Source organism: Coprobacter fastidiosus, from assembly GCF_982245605.1.
In genome coordinates this window covers 15923-33001 of record NZ_CEVCIF010000003.1, presented here as the reverse complement: position 1 = coordinate 33001, position 17079 = coordinate 15923, and the positions used below count along the sequence as shown (strand labels likewise).

At 38.5% G+C, this 17079-nt stretch carries 14 protein-coding genes and 5 tRNA genes; 17 read left to right on the top strand and 2 right to left on the bottom strand.

Translation table 11 applies throughout. The annotated features are described in order from the left end of the window. The first annotated feature begins 70 nt into the window (after positions 1 to 70). The 13 genes from AC0UMU_RS01375 (at position 71) to AC0UMU_RS01315 (ending at position 7220) form a co-directional block, all read left to right on the top strand. Entirely contained in the window at positions 71 to 529 is a 459-nt protein-coding gene (locus AC0UMU_RS01375; protein ID WP_009317348.1) for a DUF695 domain-containing protein, read from the top strand. A gap of 116 nt (positions 530 to 645) precedes the next feature. Further along, positions 646 to 1188 (top strand): DUF1599 domain-containing protein, encoded by a 543-nt coding sequence (locus AC0UMU_RS01370; RefSeq protein WP_009317347.1) that lies wholly within the window; start codon positions 646 to 648, stop codon positions 1186 to 1188. Then, positions 1178 to 2536, top strand: a complete 1359-nt coding sequence (locus AC0UMU_RS01365) for a BT_3928 family protein (protein ID WP_009317346.1) — start codon at positions 1178 to 1180, stop codon at positions 2534 to 2536. Before AC0UMU_RS01370 ends, AC0UMU_RS01365 begins: the two co-directional genes overlap by 11 nt. A 39-nt stretch (positions 2537 to 2575) precedes the next feature. Then, positions 2576 to 3331 carry a triose-phosphate isomerase gene (tpiA, locus tag AC0UMU_RS01360; protein WP_009317345.1) on the top strand — a complete coding sequence of 252 codons (756 nt, stop codon included), beginning with the start codon at positions 2576 to 2578 and terminating at the stop codon, positions 3329 to 3331. A 76-nt stretch (positions 3332 to 3407) separates the two neighbouring features. Further along, positions 3408 to 3911 carry an SPOR domain-containing protein gene (locus AC0UMU_RS01355; protein ID WP_009317344.1) on the top strand — a complete coding sequence of 168 codons (504 nt, stop codon included), beginning with the start codon at positions 3408 to 3410 and terminating at the stop codon, positions 3909 to 3911. Positions 3912 to 3933: 22 nt separating this feature from the next. Further along, positions 3934 to 4533, top strand: coding sequence for a GTP cyclohydrolase I FolE (gene folE, locus AC0UMU_RS01350; protein WP_288640228.1), 600 nt, complete (start codon positions 3934 to 3936; stop codon positions 4531 to 4533). A 143-nt stretch (positions 4534 to 4676) separates the two neighbouring features. After that, positions 4677 to 4749, top strand: a tRNA-Gly gene (locus tag AC0UMU_RS01345). A 45-nt stretch (positions 4750 to 4794) separates the two neighbouring features. Next, a tRNA-Gly gene (locus tag AC0UMU_RS01340) sits at positions 4795 to 4870 on the top strand. 24 nt (positions 4871 to 4894) lie between these two features. Then, positions 4895 to 4979, top strand: a tRNA-Leu gene (locus AC0UMU_RS01335). A gap of 18 nt (positions 4980 to 4997) precedes the next feature. Continuing rightward, positions 4998 to 5081, top strand: a tRNA-Leu gene (locus AC0UMU_RS01330). Positions 5082 to 5281: 200 nt separating this feature from the next. Continuing rightward, positions 5282 to 6019 carry a lysophospholipid acyltransferase family protein gene (locus AC0UMU_RS01325; RefSeq protein ID WP_288641899.1) on the top strand — a complete coding sequence of 246 codons (738 nt, stop codon included), beginning with the start codon at positions 5282 to 5284 and terminating at the stop codon, positions 6017 to 6019. An 85-nt stretch (positions 6020 to 6104) separates the two neighbouring features. After that, a tRNA-Gln gene (locus AC0UMU_RS01320) sits at positions 6105 to 6175 on the top strand. Positions 6176 to 6443: 268 nt separating this feature from the next. Next, on the top strand, positions 6444 to 7220 hold the full coding sequence (locus AC0UMU_RS01315) for a Cof-type HAD-IIB family hydrolase (protein ID WP_278715524.1): 777 nt from the start codon (positions 6444 to 6446) through the stop codon (positions 7218 to 7220). A 150-nt stretch (positions 7221 to 7370) separates the two neighbouring features. Here the strand turns inward: AC0UMU_RS01315 and AC0UMU_RS01310 are convergent, their stop codons facing one another. Further along, complete coding sequence (locus tag AC0UMU_RS01310; protein WP_009317339.1) at positions 7371 to 8078, bottom strand: LytR/AlgR family response regulator transcription factor; 708 nt, start codon at positions 8076 to 8078, stop codon at positions 7371 to 7373. After that, a complete protein-coding gene (locus AC0UMU_RS01305) occupies positions 8075 to 9142 on the bottom strand; it encodes a sensor histidine kinase (protein WP_122338221.1) in 1068 nt (355 codons plus the stop codon). The genes AC0UMU_RS01310 and AC0UMU_RS01305 overlap by 4 nt, the downstream gene beginning before the upstream one ends. A 207-nt stretch (positions 9143 to 9349) precedes the next feature. Here AC0UMU_RS01305 and AC0UMU_RS01300 point away from each other — a divergent pair, with 207 nt between their 5' ends. The 4 genes from AC0UMU_RS01300 (at position 9350) to AC0UMU_RS01285 (ending at position 16925) form a co-directional block, all read left to right on the top strand. Beyond that, positions 9350 to 10456, top strand: coding sequence for an efflux RND transporter periplasmic adaptor subunit (locus AC0UMU_RS01300; RefSeq protein WP_278715526.1), 1107 nt, complete (start codon positions 9350 to 9352; stop codon positions 10454 to 10456). 8 nt (positions 10457 to 10464) lie between these two features. Next, positions 10465 to 13611, top strand: coding sequence for an efflux RND transporter permease subunit (locus AC0UMU_RS01295; RefSeq protein WP_278715528.1), 3147 nt, complete (start codon positions 10465 to 10467; stop codon positions 13609 to 13611). Between the two features lie 17 nt (positions 13612 to 13628). Further along, positions 13629 to 14996 (top strand): efflux transporter outer membrane subunit, encoded by a 1368-nt coding sequence (locus tag AC0UMU_RS01290; RefSeq protein WP_278585795.1) that lies wholly within the window; start codon positions 13629 to 13631, stop codon positions 14994 to 14996. A gap of 789 nt (positions 14997 to 15785) precedes the next feature. Next, positions 15786 to 16925, top strand: a complete 1140-nt coding sequence (locus AC0UMU_RS01285) for an OmpA family protein (protein WP_278715531.1) — start codon at positions 15786 to 15788, stop codon at positions 16923 to 16925. The last annotated feature ends 154 nt before the right edge of the window (positions 16926 to 17079 follow it).

Genomic DNA, 17079 nt, shown 5'->3' with positions numbered 1-17079 from the left:
CTGTGTAATTTTAAACAGGGACTAAATTATCTCTATCTTTGTAGAACCGGTAATTAAAAACAAATAGGAAATGAAGTTGTCTAATAATTGGTTTACGACTGTTTCAGAAACTGAGAACGGAGCTATGGTGATTGTTTGCGGTCGTGATGATTTGGAGTTGTATGTACGTTCAGGAAAATTTAAGGAACGGGTTGAAATTTATTGGAAGTATAATGGTGATAGTAGAGGAATGCCTTGTGAGTCTGACGCTCGTGTGATGGAACCTGTACAGGATGCTCTGCAAAAGGCTATGGAAAAAGACAAACTGGCGATATTGACAGGTGTATATACCGGTGATAATGAACGGACATGGATTTTTTATACACGAAATGTTCCGGCTTTCGGGGAGATGTTGAATAAAGCTTTGTCTTCTTTCGAAAAACTTCCGATAGTGATTTATACAGAAAAAGATCCTGATTGGAATGAATATCATGAAATGTATGAGTTGCGGCAGGAAGAAGGTAGTGACGATGTGCTTGCTGATGAATAAGGCAGGGATTGATATATTGTCCGGATTTAATTTGATTTGGGCCTTGGAGAAATCAAGGTTTTTATAAAACCTGATTTCATTGTTTTTTGTACCTTTGTACCCGAAAAATATTTTTTATGACAGATACGGTTGCACAATTTGAACATGTTATAAGCATTTGTCGTGATCTGTATGCCAAAAAGCTGAAAGATTACGGCCCTTCATGGCGTATCATGCGTCCTCAATCCATAACCGACCAAATATTTATTAAAGCTAACCGGATTCGGAGCATTGAGATTAAGGGAGAATGTAAAGTCGACGAGGGGATTCGCTCTGAGTTGATAGCGATAGTTAATTATGGTATTATCGGTCTTATCCAATTGGAGTTAGGATATTCGGATGGAGAAGACATTTCTGTAGAGAAGGCTCTTGAGCTGTATGACAAGTATATGGATGAGACCAAACGTTTAATGTATGCTAAAAATCATGATTATGACGAGGCTTGGCGTAGTATGCGGACGAGTTCTTATACTGATCTTATTTTGATGAAAATATACCGTACTAAGCAGATCGAAAATAATGAGGGGAAAACACTCGTTTCTGAAGGAGTGGATGCTAATTATATGGATATGATCAACTATTCTCTTTTCGGATTGATAAAATTGGAGTATGGAGAATAAAACGGAAATAAAAGATTCATCGGTACGAAATCGGATTTTATGGCTGCTGGTAATAGCCTCCCGGTTGATTGTCGGGGCTACTTTTATCTTTTCCGGTTTTGTAAAAGCAATTGATCCTACAGGGTCTGCTATTAAATTCGAAGAATATTTTTCTGTTTTAGGTATCGGATTTTTATCTCCTTTATCTCTTTTTTTCGGTGTAGTGTTAGCTGCATTTGAGTTTTTGCTGGGAATAAATACTTTACTCGGTTCTTACCGCAAATTGACCTCATGGCTGGTTTTGTTGGTCATGTGCTTTATGACCCCGTTGACACTTTATCTGGCGATAGCCGATCCTGTAAGCGATTGCGGGTGTTTTGGTGATGCCCTTGTCTTGACCAATTGGGAGACTTTTTTTAAAAATGTTTTTTTATTGATTCCCGTATTATTCCTTGTTCGTTATAATAGTTTGGTAAAAGGAGTATATAATAAATCTGTTCAGTGGCTTACTGTATTATACTCTCTTTTATTTGCCCTTGCTTTGGCATGGTTTGGTGTTTATTTTCAGCCTATATTGGATTTTCGTCCTTATAAAGTAGGTGTGAACATCCTGGAGGCTATATCGGGTGGAAATATCGATGCAGGTGATGATTATCTTTTCGTTTACGAAAAAGGGGGTATTCGAAAAGAATTTTCTTTAGATGATATTCCCATGAACGATACTACATGGGTATTTGTAGATCGGATAGAGAAAAAAAATATATCGGATAAAAAGAAATCTTCGATCGAGGATTTTATTATTCGTTCTGGAGAAGATGATGTTGACATAGCTCGGGATATATTGGAAGATCCGCAATATACTTTTTTATTGCTTACTCCGTCGTTAGAAAATGCAGATGAAAGTGAGATCGATAAAATAAACGATTTATATGATTATGCATTGGCTTATGGCTATAATTTTTATTGTGTGACTGCATCGTCTGATTCGGCGATTGCTGTTTGGCAGGATAATACAGGAGCTGATTATCCTTTTTATAGGATGGATGAGACTACGATAAAAACGATTATACGGGGTAATCCGGGTGTAATGCTTTTGCATAAAGGCACGATTATATGGAAACAGCTTCCTTCGCATTTGCCGGACGAAGCACAGTTGAATGATGAGATAGAGAATCTCCCGATCGGGCGTACATGGGTATATGACGGATCGAAAAATTTGGGAATATTGGTATCGATTTATGCCGTACCGATGTTTATTTTGTTGTTGACTGAAAAAACAGTTGCCGCTATTATCGGCAAAATACGAGAAGCCCGGCAAAAGAGGAGAGAAAAAAAATCTTCTTTGGTATCTTCGGAAAAACAAGAGTAATAGTTATTTTATTATATAACCACACAATTAATATTTGTTATGAGAAAAAACATTGTTGCAGGTAACTGGAAAATGAACAAGACGCTTCAGGAAGGTCTTGAATTGGCTAAAGGTATTGAGGCTGCTTTGGCAGGAAAAACTCCTAATTGCGATGTGATTATCGGTACTCCTTTTATTCATTTAGCCTCTGTTGTAGATGCTATCGATACGAATAAAATAGGTGTTGCTGCAGAAAACTGTGCAGATAAAGCTTCTGGCGCTTATACCGGAGAGGTTTCGGCCCAGATGGTTGCTTCTACAGGAGCTAAGTATGTAATTCTCGGTCATTCAGAACGCCGTGCTTATTATCATGAAACTCCGGAAATTCTGAAAGAGAAGACAATTCTTGCTTTGGCTAATGGTTTGACTCCTATTTTCTGTATTGGAGAAGTGCTTGAGGAAAGAGAAGCCGGAAAACATTTTGATGTAGTGAAAGCTCAGATAGAAGAATCTTTATTTAATCTGTCTGCAGAAGATTTTGGAAAAATCATATTGGCTTATGAACCGGTATGGGCTATCGGAACAGGAAAAACTGCTACTGCAGAACAGGCTCAAGAAATGCATGCGTTTATTCGTAAAACTATTGCTGATAAATATGGCAATGAAGTTGCTGAAAACTGTTCTATTCTTTATGGAGGAAGTTGTAAGCCTTCGAATGCGAAAGAATTGTTTGCAAATAAAGACGTGGACGGAGGACTTATCGGAGGAGCAGCTTTGGAAGTCGATTCCTTTATGGGCATTATCAATGCATTTTAAATAATTAAACAGGCTATAAACTGCAAAAGTAAGATAGAATGCTTACTTTTGCAGTTTTCTTATCTGTATAAAGCCTATGAAAAGAAGAACTGTTTTATCGATCGTTTTATTATCGCTTGTAGGTTGGTGTGGTGCATACGCTCAGGTGCAGGTAGCAGATACTTCAATTGTTCAGTCGTTAGAGCGTGTTACCGGAAATGCACGTGTCCGTTTGTTTCAGGATGCACGTCTTACCGATCGTCTGGCAAGGCGGACAGGTAATGTCGCTTTATCCGGAACATCATCGAGAGATATGAATTATGTAACAGTCCGCGGGTATCGAATACAAGTGTTTTCGGATAATAATCAGAGAAGATCCAAAGATGAAGCTTATCAGAAAGCTTCTATGATAAAAGATGCAGATCCGGAATTGTCCACTTACGTTACGTTTACATCTCCTTTTTGGAGACTTAGGGTGGGAGACTTTCGTTCATTTGAAGAAGCGAATCTCAAGTTGATCGAATTAAAGAATACATTTCCTCAATTTCGGGAAATGCGTGTTGTGAAGGATATGATCCGCTTAACACGTATTGTAGAATGAAGATTATAAAGACTTTGGTAATATGCAAAAGGTACAGGACCGGTTATCTGATCAAGAAAAGGAAGATTTGATAGCCGGACATTATAAAAGTATATTGGAGTTATTGGGTGAAGATGTAAACCGGGAGGGATTAGAAAAAACACCTATACGGGTTGCTCGTGCTATGAAATTTTTAACGAGCGGTTATGACCAGTCGCCTGAAGAGATTCTCCGTTCGGCTATCTTTCATGAAAATTATGGAGATTCTCAGCGAATAGTTCTTGTAAAAGATATAGAGTTCTATTCTTTGTGTGAACATCACTTGCTTCCTTTCTTCGGTAAAGTGCATATCGGATATATGCCGGGAGATAAAATTGTGGGTTTGAGTAAACCTGCGCGGCTTGTTGATGCTTTTGCACGGAGGTTTCAGGTTCAAGAACGTATGACTCAGGAGATACTCGATTGTTTTGATTCTGTAATCGAACCGTATGGGACTATCGTTATGGTAGAGGCGCGTCATCTGTGTATGCAGATGAGAGGGGTTGAAAAACAGAATGCATCGACTACGACTTGTTTATATTCTGGCAATTTTAAGGACAGAGAATTGAGAGAAGAATTTTTTTCGATGTTACGCAATCGTTGATATGAAGGGATCGTTTGATATGATTTAGATATTAAGCGGTTAGTATTCAAAAAGTAACAAAAACAGGATCGTAAAAAAGGTGAAAAAATAATATTTTGCATTTGCACAACTCAAAATAACACCTTATATTTGCAGTCGCAATTGCGAAAGTAGCTCAGTTGGTAGAGCATAACCTTGCCAAGGTTAGGGTCGCGGGTTCGAGTCCCGTCTTTCGCTCTGATATTTTTACGGGGGTAAAAAATTTTAAATTGATAATTTTATGCGAAAGTAGCTCAGTTGGTAGAGCATAACCTTGCCAAGGTTAGGGTCGCGGGTTCGAGTCCCGTCTTTCGCTCCACGGTTTTTCCGTGACAGCGAGTAAGCCCAAATGGCGGAATTGGTAGACGCGCTAGTTTCAGGGACTAGTGTTTATTGCGAACGTGCAGGTTCGAGTCCTGTTTTGGGCACGCTTCAAAAACAACGATGTCCGGGTGGTGAAATTGGTAGACACGCTACTTTGAGGGGGTAGTGATCATTGGATCGTGTGAGTTCGAATCTCATCTCGGACACTAAAAGGGTTCTGCAAACTAATTTGCAGAACCCTTTTTTCCTTTTTAGAGAGAGGTTTTATTCCTGATAAGGAATGTTGGTTTGAAAACTTTCTTAATGATTCTCGAACAGCAAGAATCCTGAAAAGCTGTTGTATTTCTAAAACTTAACAGCTACCTTTGTCTTTATATATTGATTGTAATTAACCGTAGTGTATTTTATGTTAAGAATACTGTTCTTTTTTTACCAGTGGCTTATTGCATTTCCTATTTTATTGGTATTGACTATAATAACAGCATTAGTGACGATTGTCGGCTGTTTTATCGGAGACAGTAAAGTTTGGGGATATTATCCGGGACGCATTTGGTCTCAGCTTTTTTGTTGGATCTCGTTTGTGCGAGTTAAAGTAAAAGGTCGGGAAAATATCGATAAGAAAACTTCTTATGTTTTTGTCGCAAATCATCAGGGAGCGTATGACATTTTTTTAATTTATGGCTTCTTAGGACATAATTTTAAATGGATGATGAAAAAAAGCCTCAGACGCATACCATTTGTCGGAAAAGCTTGTGCTGCAGCCGGACATATATTTGTAGATCGTTCTGGGCCTAAAAGTATTCGGGAAACATTGGATATGGCAGAACAGACGTTGAGACACGGCATGTCCTTAGTTGTCTTTCCTGAAGGATCGCGTACATGGAACGGGAAACTTCAACGCTTTAAGAAAGGGGCTTATCAGTTGGCTATTGATTTAAATTTGCCCGTAGTACCTTTAACGATTGACGGCTCTTTTTCTGTGTTGCCTCGTTCGTCATATTTGATAAAACCGGGAAAAATGGTTTTGACTATTCATAAACCCCTATTCCCTGACCCTATTTCAGGACATGATATTGAAACGCTTATGAAAAAATCATACGAAGCAGTAGAGTCAGCTTTGCCTAAAGAAGAAACAGCCTTGTAAAAAAAACTTAATCGAAAGTAAAAAATATCGGTATGGTTTTGTAATAGAGAAATAAATTCGCACCTTTGCAGCGCAATAAAAAAATTGTCCTGTGGTGTAACGGTAGCACATCGGATTCTGGTTCCGCTTGTGAGGGTTCGAATCCTTCCAGGACAACATGAATATTTATAACCCGCTTATTATCAATTGAATAATAGGCGGGTTTATTTTTTATTGAAATTGTTGACGATTTTTTTATCTTTTTTATTTGCGGAAGTAAAAAATTGCTATTCTGCTTTCAAGATCTGAAAACAATTATTATAATTTTGCAAGTCAGCCATAATGATGTTGCAGTAAATTTGATATGAGTAGTTATTGAGCCTTTACAAGTTATCGATAATAAACTAATAGAGTTGTAAACTTCTTATAATATAATTTCTTAAATATGATAAGGGCGATATTTTTAGATGTTGACGGTACGTTGGTAAGTTTTGATACTCATCGTGTGCCTCAGTCGGCAATAGATGCGTTACGGCAAGTCCATAATTCGGGGTGTAAAATTATTATCGCGACAGGACGAGCTGCAAGTGATTTGCATGAAATAGAAGAAGTCCCTTTTGATGCCGTAATAGCCCTTAACGGTTCGGATTGCGTCTTGAGAGACGGTACTTCCGTGTCTAAAAAACAAATTTCTGATAAAGATTTTCAGAAAGCTTATGCTCTTTCTCGACAATTTGGGTTTCCGATAGCCGTTGAAACGAATAACGGAATTTTTGTCAATGAGTTGAACCCTATCGTTATAGAATTGGCGAGATTGGTAGATCATCCTGTTCCGCCGGTCATCGATATAGAAAAGGAGTTTATCGAAGGTAAATGTTGTCAGTTATGTTTTTATTGTGATGAGGAGACAGAAAAAGAAGTTATGGCTCAACTTCCGAACCTTTCCGCTTCCAGGTGGCATCCGATTTTTGCAGATATAAATGTGAAAGGCGTTGATAAAGCATCTGGTATTAGAGAATTTGCTTTTTATTATGATTTTGATATTTCGCATACAATAGCTTTTGGAGATGGGGGAAATGATATTTCAATGCTTCGGGAAGCCGGTATAGGGATAGCTATGGGTGGGGCTGCCGAGTCTATACGAGCGGTGTCCGACTATGTAACAGATACGGTTGATAATGATGGCATTCGAAATGCGTTAATTCATTTTGGCATTATTTAAAAAGATCGGAAACTTTTTTGTGACATTGTAAAAATATTGAAAAGAGAAGATTGATGTTGTCTGATAGCTCGTTTTTCGATCTTGTTTGGGAGTGTTTGTAGAGTTCAGCCTCTTCAAATTTAATATATGGCTTTTGATAATCGATATTTATTACAGTTGTCTGTTATCGGTCAAAAAATCATATATTTCTTTTGCATAACGCCTTCCTACCGGTATAGGCCTTGATAAACCTCTTAGCCATATTTCTTGTTTAGAAAATCTTTGTATGCGGTTTATGGGTATGAGGAATGAACGGTGTACTCTTAAAAAAGTGTTTTGTGGTAACATTTTATGAATGCTTTTGATGTTGAGCCGTGATATTACGCTATTGCCGTTTATTCTGTGTATTTTACAATAATTTTCTAAAGCCTCGATATAGAAAATATCAGATAGCAATATATTTATGTTGTTATATTCCTGCTTGACAACGATTGTCTCTTGATCATTTTTGTTGTTCCATCCCGAAATATTTCGTATAGCTTTTTCAATTGCCCTGTCGAAACGCTCGTAAGCTATCGGTTTATGCAGGAAATCTACCGCATCGAGATTAAAGCCGTCAAGAGCATATTGAGCATGAGCCGTAGTAAATATCAAACAACAATTATGAGGCAGCTTTTTTGCGATTTCCAATCCGTTAAGACCGTTCATCTCTATATCGAGAAATACGATGTCAGGTTTGTCTTTTTTTATTTCTTCTAATCCTATACGAGGCTCACAGAAAGTTTTTAACTCAATGTTCCCTTTCCTTTCGCAAAATTGTTTGATTACCAGTAGTGCGATCGGTTCATCATCGATAGCTATGCAGTTGATTTGCTTCATATTCGAGACAATTGTATCGTTAATTTAACCAAGAACTCCTGCTTGTTATCATCTTTTTCGGTGACAAGGGTGAAGAGTCCGGGATAGAGCATTTGCAAGCGTTTTCTACAATTTTCGATGCCGATAGATGATTTACCTTCTTTTTTTTCTTTCATGATAGAGTTACGAGTCTTGAAAAGCAAAACACCATCTTCGACTATAATTCGTATAAGTATGGTACAATCTTCAGAAGACGACGTCCCGTATTTAAAAGCATTTTCGACAAATGTAATCAGTATCATAGGAGGGATAAGAACGTGTTCTTCATCTGTACGGCTTTCAAAAATGACTTTTGTATGGTGATTTAGTCTGAGTTTTTGTAATTCTACATATTGCCGGATATATTCGATTTCGTTATTTATGTTTATTTTTTCTACCGAAGTATTATCATACATGTATTTCAGGATATTCGAAAATTTTACAAATGCAGATTCTGTCAGATCTGATTTAGTGATGACCAAACCATAAAGCGTATTGAGCGTATTAAATAGAAAATGTGGATTTATCTGAGCTTTATACATCGCTAACTCGGCTTTGTTTTTTTCTGCTTCAATTTCTTGTTTTTGTAACATTTGGCGGAATAGTTCGAAGGTTACTTCAATGGCTAAACTAAATCCGGATACGATCAAGAAGAAAAACCATATGGTTTGGGCGTGTAAGTGACGGCGAAAATCTATGGGTAATTTAGACCCGAATTTATCGGATATGGGGAAATGTGTTAATAGTTCTGTAATCAGTGTCAATATGATGATCAGGATAATGATATGTAAATATTTTCTTTTTAAAAAGAGCGAGGGAATATTAGCTTTTCTGTAAGTGAAATAAAGTAAATATAAGTATAAGACTAATGTTCCGACAAAAACAGGTTGGGTTTTAATCCATTTGTCGACCGGAACTAATAGGATAATCAATGGCAAGATAACCAAGCAGAAAAGTAGATCGACATAGTGTATTATTTGAGGATACCGTATAAATGTATAATATGCAGTCTCCTTTCCTTTAGCTTTGAAATTTTTAAATAGCATCAGGGTATTAATATATTCGTAAAATATCAAATCTTTATCACAAAGATAAATATTAGATGCTATACCTCAAAAATTGCCTATTGTCGTTAATCAACACTTTTCTGTCGTTAATCAACACTTTTATAATATGTAGCAAAATCCTTTTATTTTTGCCATTACTTGTTTTGTATCTCATTATGTAATGTAATAATTAATCAACTATACTCAATGAAATACCTCATTATTCCTATTTTATCGGGGCTTATACTGCTCTATTCGTGCGGATCTCAGCCTCAGGAACAAACATCTGCTAAGTATAAAACTTTGAATGTCGGATTCAGTAATCAAACGCTTAAGAGAGATTATACCGCTACGCTTCGAGGGCGGCAATATGTGGAGATACGTCCACAGGTAAGCGGTATAATCACGAAAATTTGTATGAATGAAGGGGATGTCGTACATAGGGGACAAGTTCTTTTTGTTATCGATCAAGTTCCGTATAAAGCTGCGCTTGAGACGGCTATGGCTAATGTGAAGAGTGCCGAATCTAAACTTGCGACAGCAAAACTTACGGCTGAAAGTAAGGAAGAACTGTTTCGGGAGAATGTGGTTTCTGAATTCGATTTGCAAACTGCCCGTAATGCTCTTGCCGAAGCTCAAGCTGCACTTGCTTTGGCTCGTGCCGAGGAGATAAATGCACGTAATAATCTTTCTTATACAGAAGTAAAAAGTCCGGTAGATGGAGTAGCCAGTATGATTCCTTATCGAGTAGGAGCTCTTGTCGATAGTAATATTTCAGAACCGTTAGTCACGGTTTCTGACGATAACGAGGTCTTTGCTTATTTCTCGATGGACGAGAATCAAATTCTGGATCTTGTGCAACAATATGGTTCGCTGCAGAAAACAATGGAGCAAATGCCTGAAGTAGAATTGATGCTCAGTAATGGTAAAGTTTATCAATATTCCGGTAAAATTGATGCTATTAGCGGAACCGTTGATAGCGGGACAGGTGCAGTAAGTCTTCGTGCTTCATTTAAAAATCCGGATAAGTTGTTACGCAATGGTGGTAGCGGAAAAGTGATCGTTCCTACTCATCGAGACAGCGTAATCGTTATTCCTCAAACTGCCACTTATGAATTGCAAAATCGCGTTTTTGTCTATAAAGTAGTTGACGGTAAGGCGAAATCTACTCCGATTGAAGTGTTCCGTTTGAATAACGGTACGGAATATATTGTCGAGTCGGGACTCGCTCCCGGTGATGTTATTATTGCCGAAGGTGCAGGTCTTGTGCGAGAAGGAACGGTAATCGATTCTCATACTTCCACTAATGAATAATCCGCATTATGAAAATCAGAACATTTATTGACCGGCCTATTTTATCGGTTGTTATTTCGGTTGTTATTTTACTTGTTGGATTGATAGGGCTTTCGCAGCTTCCTATCGAACAATTTCCTGAAATCGCACCTCCTACCGTCAGTGTTTCTGCTACTTATACAGGAGCAAATGCCGAGACTGTGCAAAAGAGTGTCATTGTTCCTCTTGAAGAGGCATTGAACGGGGTGGAAAATATGATGTATATGACTTCGTCTGCAACCAATACCGGTTCGGCACGAATTACTATTTATTTCCGTCAAGGTACTGATCCCGATATGGCGACAGTCAATGTCCAGAATCGTATTGCAACGGCACAGGGATTATTGCCTGCAGAAGTAACGAAGGGTGGCATTACTGTGCGTAAGCGTCAGACAAGTAATATTAAAGCATTAGCCCTTTATAGTCCGGATAATTCGTTTGATGAGAGCTTTCTTAATAATTACCTGAAGATTAATATCGAGCCGCGTCTTTCTCGTATTGCCGGAGTGGGTGAGGTTAATGTAATGGGAGCGGATTATTCTTTGCGTATTTGGCTTGATCCCGGTAAAATGGCTAAATATAACTTGATGCCGTCGGATATTGCTGCCGTACTTGATGAGCAGAATTTAGAAGCTCCTACCGGAACACTTGGTGCGGAATCTGGAAACACATTCCAATATGTCCTGAAATACCGGGGACGTTATGAAGAGGAAAAAGATTATGAAAATTTGGTAATCCGATCTTTAAAAAGCGGGGAAGTCCTTCGTTTGAAAGATGTTGCACGGATAGAATTAGGTTCTAGGTCCTATACTTATATAGGAGAAGTAAACGGACATCCCGGATCTAACTGTATGATTGCACAAACATCCGGGTCTAATGCCAATGAGATCATAGAAGAAATAGACAAAGTGACAGCAGAAATATCGAAAACTTTGCCTAAAGGTATGGAGTTGGTAGACCTGATGAGTTCTAAAGATTTTTTGGATGCTTCTATTCAAAATGTGATAAAAACGCTTGTTGAAGCTATTTTACTGGTGATTTTGGTGGTGTATGTGTTTTTGCAAAGCATGCGTTCTACTTTTATTCCGGCAATCTCGATAGTTGTTTCTTTAGTGGGGACATTCGCTTTTTTATATGTGGCGGGTTTTAGCTTGAATATGTTGACCTTGTTTGCATTGGTATTGGTAATCGGTACTGTGGTGGATGATGCTATCGTTGTCGTAGAAGCTGTTCAGGCAAAATTCGATGAAGGGTATAAATCTTCATACCGGGCTACGATCGATGCGATGGGAGGAATTACATCTGCATTGGTAACGACGACATTTGTCTTTATGGCAGTCTTTATTCCTGTCAGTTTTATGGGAGGAACGACCGGTACGTTTTACACGCAATTCGGATTGACGATGGCTGTTGCCGTAGCGATCTCTTTGGTCAATGCCTTGACGTTAAGTCCTGCCCTTTGTGCATTGATTATGACTCCTCATGAAGTTGCAGGCGATGGAAAAAAAATGAGTTTTTCCTCTCGTTTTCATATTGCATTCGACAGTGCTTTTCACCGTTTGGTACAGAAATATAAAACGGGAGTTTTCTTTATGCTGAAACGGAAATGGTTGGCTTTGGTTTTATTGTTGGTGGCTTTTGCCGGTTTGTTTATTTTGATGAAAACGACTAAAACCGGACTTGTTCCGCAGGAAGATATGGGAACTATATTTGTTGATGTGCGAACTTCACCGGGAAATACTTTGGAGGAGACGAAAATTATTATGGATGAAGTGGATAGACGCATTAGTGATATTCCGCAAATACGGATGTTTTCTAAGGTGACGGGTAACGGAATGATCAGCGGACAAGGATCGTCTAACGGTATGTTTATTGTCCGTCTGAAACAATGGGACGAGCGTCAGGAAAAAGAGGATGAAATAAATGCCGTTATTGATGAGATATACCGGCGTACAGATGATATATCCTCGGCTCAGATCATGGCTTTTGCCCAGCCTATGATCCCGGGATATGGAGTGAGTAGTGGTTTTGAAATTTATGTACAAGATCAAAAAGGCGGTTCTATAGAAGATTTGCTGAAATATACGAGGCAAATGATTGAGAAATTGAATGCACGACCGGAAATCGGACGTGCAACGACCTCGTTTGATACCAAATTCCCTCAGTATATGGTCGAGGTCGATGCTGCTCGCTGTAAGCGCAACGGAGTATCTCCATCTGATGTGTTAAGTACTTTGTCGGGATATATCGGAGGTAATTATGCCTCGAATATGAACCGTTTTTCAAAACTTTATCGTGTAATGGTACAGGCATCTCCTGAGTTCCGGTTAGATACGGAAGCGTTGAATAATATGTTCGTTCGTAATTCGGATGGAGAGATGTCTCCTGTCAGCCAGTATTTGACTTTGACTCGGGTATATGGCTCTGAGACTTTAACCCGTTTTAATCTTTTTTCCGCTATATCCGTTAATGGAGCGCCTGCTACCGGTTATAGTTCCGGACAAGCTATTCAGGCGGTACGTGAAGTTGCCGAAGAAACATTACCTGCCGGTTATGGTTTCGAGTTTGGCGGAATGTCACGAGAAGAATCTTCAACAGGAAATACGACTGTATTGGTGTTTGTCATTTGTGTAGTATTTATTTATTTGATTCTGTGTGCTCTTTACGAAAGTTTGTTTATTCCTTTGGCGGTTATTCTATCAGTACCGTTCGGATTGGCCGGAAGTTTCCTTTTTGCCAAAATGTTCGGTTTGGAAAATAATATCTATTTGCAGACAGGTTTGATCATGCTGATCGGTTTGTTGGCAAAAACAGCTATTTTGTTGACAGAATATGCTTCGGAGCGGCGTCATCAAGGGATGAGCATTACACAAGCTGCGGTGTCTGCAGCAGAAGTGCGTTTGCGACCTATTTTAATGACCTCATTGACGATGATCTTCGGTATGTTGCCGTTAATGTTTGCTTCGGGGGTAGGAGCAAACGGAAATATTTCTATCGGTGTCGGGACGGTAGGCGGTATGTTAATCGGTACTATAGCATTATTATTTATCGTACCGGTTTTGTTTATCGTGTTCCAATATCTGCAAGAGAAAATTATGCCTCAGCGTAAAGTATCGAAATTGGAGGAGGAGAACTAATTGAAAAGAAGATTCGTATGAAAAAAATAATAATATGTATATCCTTGATCATAGGAACGAGCGGATGTTCGATATATCGGAAGTATAAACAACCTGACATGAAAACTGTTACAGACAGTCTTTTTCGTCATACTCAGGAACAAACGGATACAGCTTCGATAGCTGCCCTTTCGTGGAGAGAAATTTTTACAGATTCGCAGTTACAGCAGCTGATCGACACCGGATTAAAGAATAATACCGATTTGAACATTGCCCGATTGAAAGTGAAGGAGGCAGAAGCTTTGCTTATGACTTCCCGACTTTCTTATTTACCTTCGATATCGTTATCACCGCAAGGTACATTGAATAAAGCGGAAAAGTCTAAACTCACTAAAAGCTATAATTTGGCTGTTTCTGCAGATTGGGAAATCGATATCTTCGGTCGTGTGACGAATGCCAAAAGAGAGGCAAAAGCCGTATTAGAACAGAGCGAGGCTTATCGTCAGGCTGTACAGACTCAGTTGGTCGCTACTATTGCTAATAGTTATTATACGTTGTTGATGCTTGATGAGCAGCTTGAAATCAGTAGACGTACTGCTGAAAATTGGAGCGAGAACTTGCGTGTGATGAAGGCGTTGAAAAAGGCCGGACAAACGACTGATATGGCTGTTGCTCAGACCGAGGCGAGTAAACTTTCTGTGGACGCCTCCTTGCTTTCGATAGAACGTCAGATTACAGAGACGGAGAATGCTCTTTGTGCGTTGTTAGGTTCGACTCCGGAAACAATATCCCGTTCGACTTTAAAACAACAAAAATTCCCGGATACACTTTCGGTAGGCATTCCTTTGCAATTATTGCACCGTCGTCCCGATGTCCGTCAAAGCGAGGCCGCTTTAGCTGCTGCGTTTTATGTTACTAATCAAGCACATTCGGCATTTTATCCTTCAATTACATTGAGTGGTTCTGCCGGATGGACAAATGCCGCAGGAGCTGTTATCTCTAATCCCGGGCAGTGGCTGTTTTCAGCCATAGGCTCATTAGTACAACCTCTTTTTAACCGGGGGCAGAATATTGCCAATTTAAAGGTTGCCAAAGCTCAGCAAGAAGAAGCATTGCTTTCGTTCAAGCAAAGTTTACTTGATGCAGGTACAGAGGTAAATGATGCTTTGTTACAATGGCAAACGGCACGTAAACGTCATCATCTGAATAAGCAGCAGATTACCTCTTTAGAATCGGCAGTTCGTAGTTCAGAACTGTTGATGCGTTACAGTTCTCAAAATTATCTGGAAGTCCTTACCGCTCGTCAAACTTTGCTGCAGGCCGAGTTGGACGCGGTATCGGATTGTTTTGAAGAGATACAAGGTGTAATTAATCTTTATCATGCTTTGGGAGGAGGTATCGATTGATAGGTTTATATAAGAATAAGTTGGAGTTGTAGTCAGATTTAGAATCTGTCTGAATTTTACTTGGGTCAGGTTTGAGATTTCCCTTCGAGGACGTTTTTCAGCTTTTACGAGGAGGATAGCGGGCTATCTGACGAGTGAAAACGGGAAAACAGACCGGAGGAAAACACAAAAATGACCTGATAATATTTTTTGTTGGAAAATTTAGATAGGCTCTAAGATTCTGTTTCTCTGAAAAAGAGTTTCTGAAAAAAGTGCATGTGCGATTAAAAATCCGCATGCACTTTTTTGTGCTGTTAGGTCGATAAATCGCTTTTCGATAGATTATGCAAATATGAAATTTGTGAGTACTTTTTTATATTCCGATTAATTTAAATTTCAAGAAAATCACTTGTTTTATCTGTTTTTAATTTCCCATTATAAAGACTAATGTGCTTATTATCTAACTATTATATCTGAGATAAGATGTGCTTTTTAGGGTGTATGGGATTTTATGTTATGAAATGAGAAAAAAGAGGACGTTATTTTTATTCACAAATAGCGAACAAAGGTTTCGTCTATAATGTTATCTAAAAAGAAAACATCTTAAATTATAAATAACAAAAATTGAATTATGAATACGGAAAGATTTTTTTTATCATGAATTATCGGTTGAGCGGAAATATGAGAACCGTGATGATAGTCTATTAAGATTGCTATTTAGCGTGAAGTGCGTCTTCGGTTATTTAAAAGTCAAAAAATAAAATCCAAGATATAATAATTTTATCGAGTTATCTATTAATATTTTTAATTATGAAAAAGTCTATTATCTTATCAGCATTTGTGATAAGCGCGTTTGCAGCAAATGCTCAGACTGACCAGACTGCTCTCCAAGGTACTAAAATAGGAGATAATTGGTCTATAGAGTTTAAAGCGGGTATGGTAACCCCTTTGACACACAGTTCTTTTTTTAAAGATGCCCGTCCGACTTTCGGACTTGGAGTAACTAAACAATTAACTCCGATTTTCGGAATGGAGTTTCAGGGTATGGGGTATATAAATACGACAGATAGTAAAAATGCTATCGATGCTTCTGACGTCAGTTTGTTGAACAAATTTAATTTGATGAATCTGTTCGGAGGCTATCCCGGTACTCCCCGTTTATTCGAAATTGAAGCGGTGGCCGGTATCGGTTGGATGCATTATTATGTAAACGGTTCTGATGACGATAATTCTTGGTCTACCCGTTTCGGGTTGAATCTGAATTTCAATTTCGGAGAAACGAAAGCTTGGACTTTGGGGATTAAACCCGCTATTGTATATGATATGGAGGGTGATTTTAACAGGGCAAAAAGCCGCTTTAATGCGAATAATGCATTTTTTGAATTGACAGCCGGGGCAACTTATCATTTTAAAGGTAGTAATGGAAAGCACCATTTTACGAAGGTCAGAGCTTATAATCAGACCGAAATCGATCAATTGAACGCTTCTATTAATAATCTTCGTACACAAGTAAACGAGAAAAACAGTGTCGTAAACAATGCAAATCAAAAGATCGGTATGTTACAGCAAGAGTTGGCCGATTGTCGCAATCGTCCTGTAAAAGTAGAAACTGTGGTAGAAACCAGCCGTATTCCGGAATCTATCATTACCTTCCGACAGGGTAGATCGACAGTTGACGCTTCGCAATTACCTAATGTAGAACGAGTCGCCGTTTATATGAAAAAGCATGCTGAGACAAATGTGATTATCAAAGGTTATGCATCTCCTGAAGGAAATCTCGAATTCAATAAAAAGCTGGCTCAGGCTCGGGCTGAAGCAGTAAAGAACATTCTTGTGAAAAAATATAAGATCAATGCAAGTCGCATTACGGCAGAAGGGCAAGGAATCGGAGATATGTTTACAGATCCGGATTGGAATCGGGTAAGTATCTGTTCTATCGTAGAGCCTTGATCGGTTTCATTGAAAATGAAATCATCGGTTACTTTTTTGAAAAAACTCCTCGTATTTAAGGATACGGGGAGTTTTTTCTTTAAATGTATTTTGAAAGGAGGCTTGTCAATCTTATATTGATGAAAATATCAGGATGAATTATCTTTGTATTCTT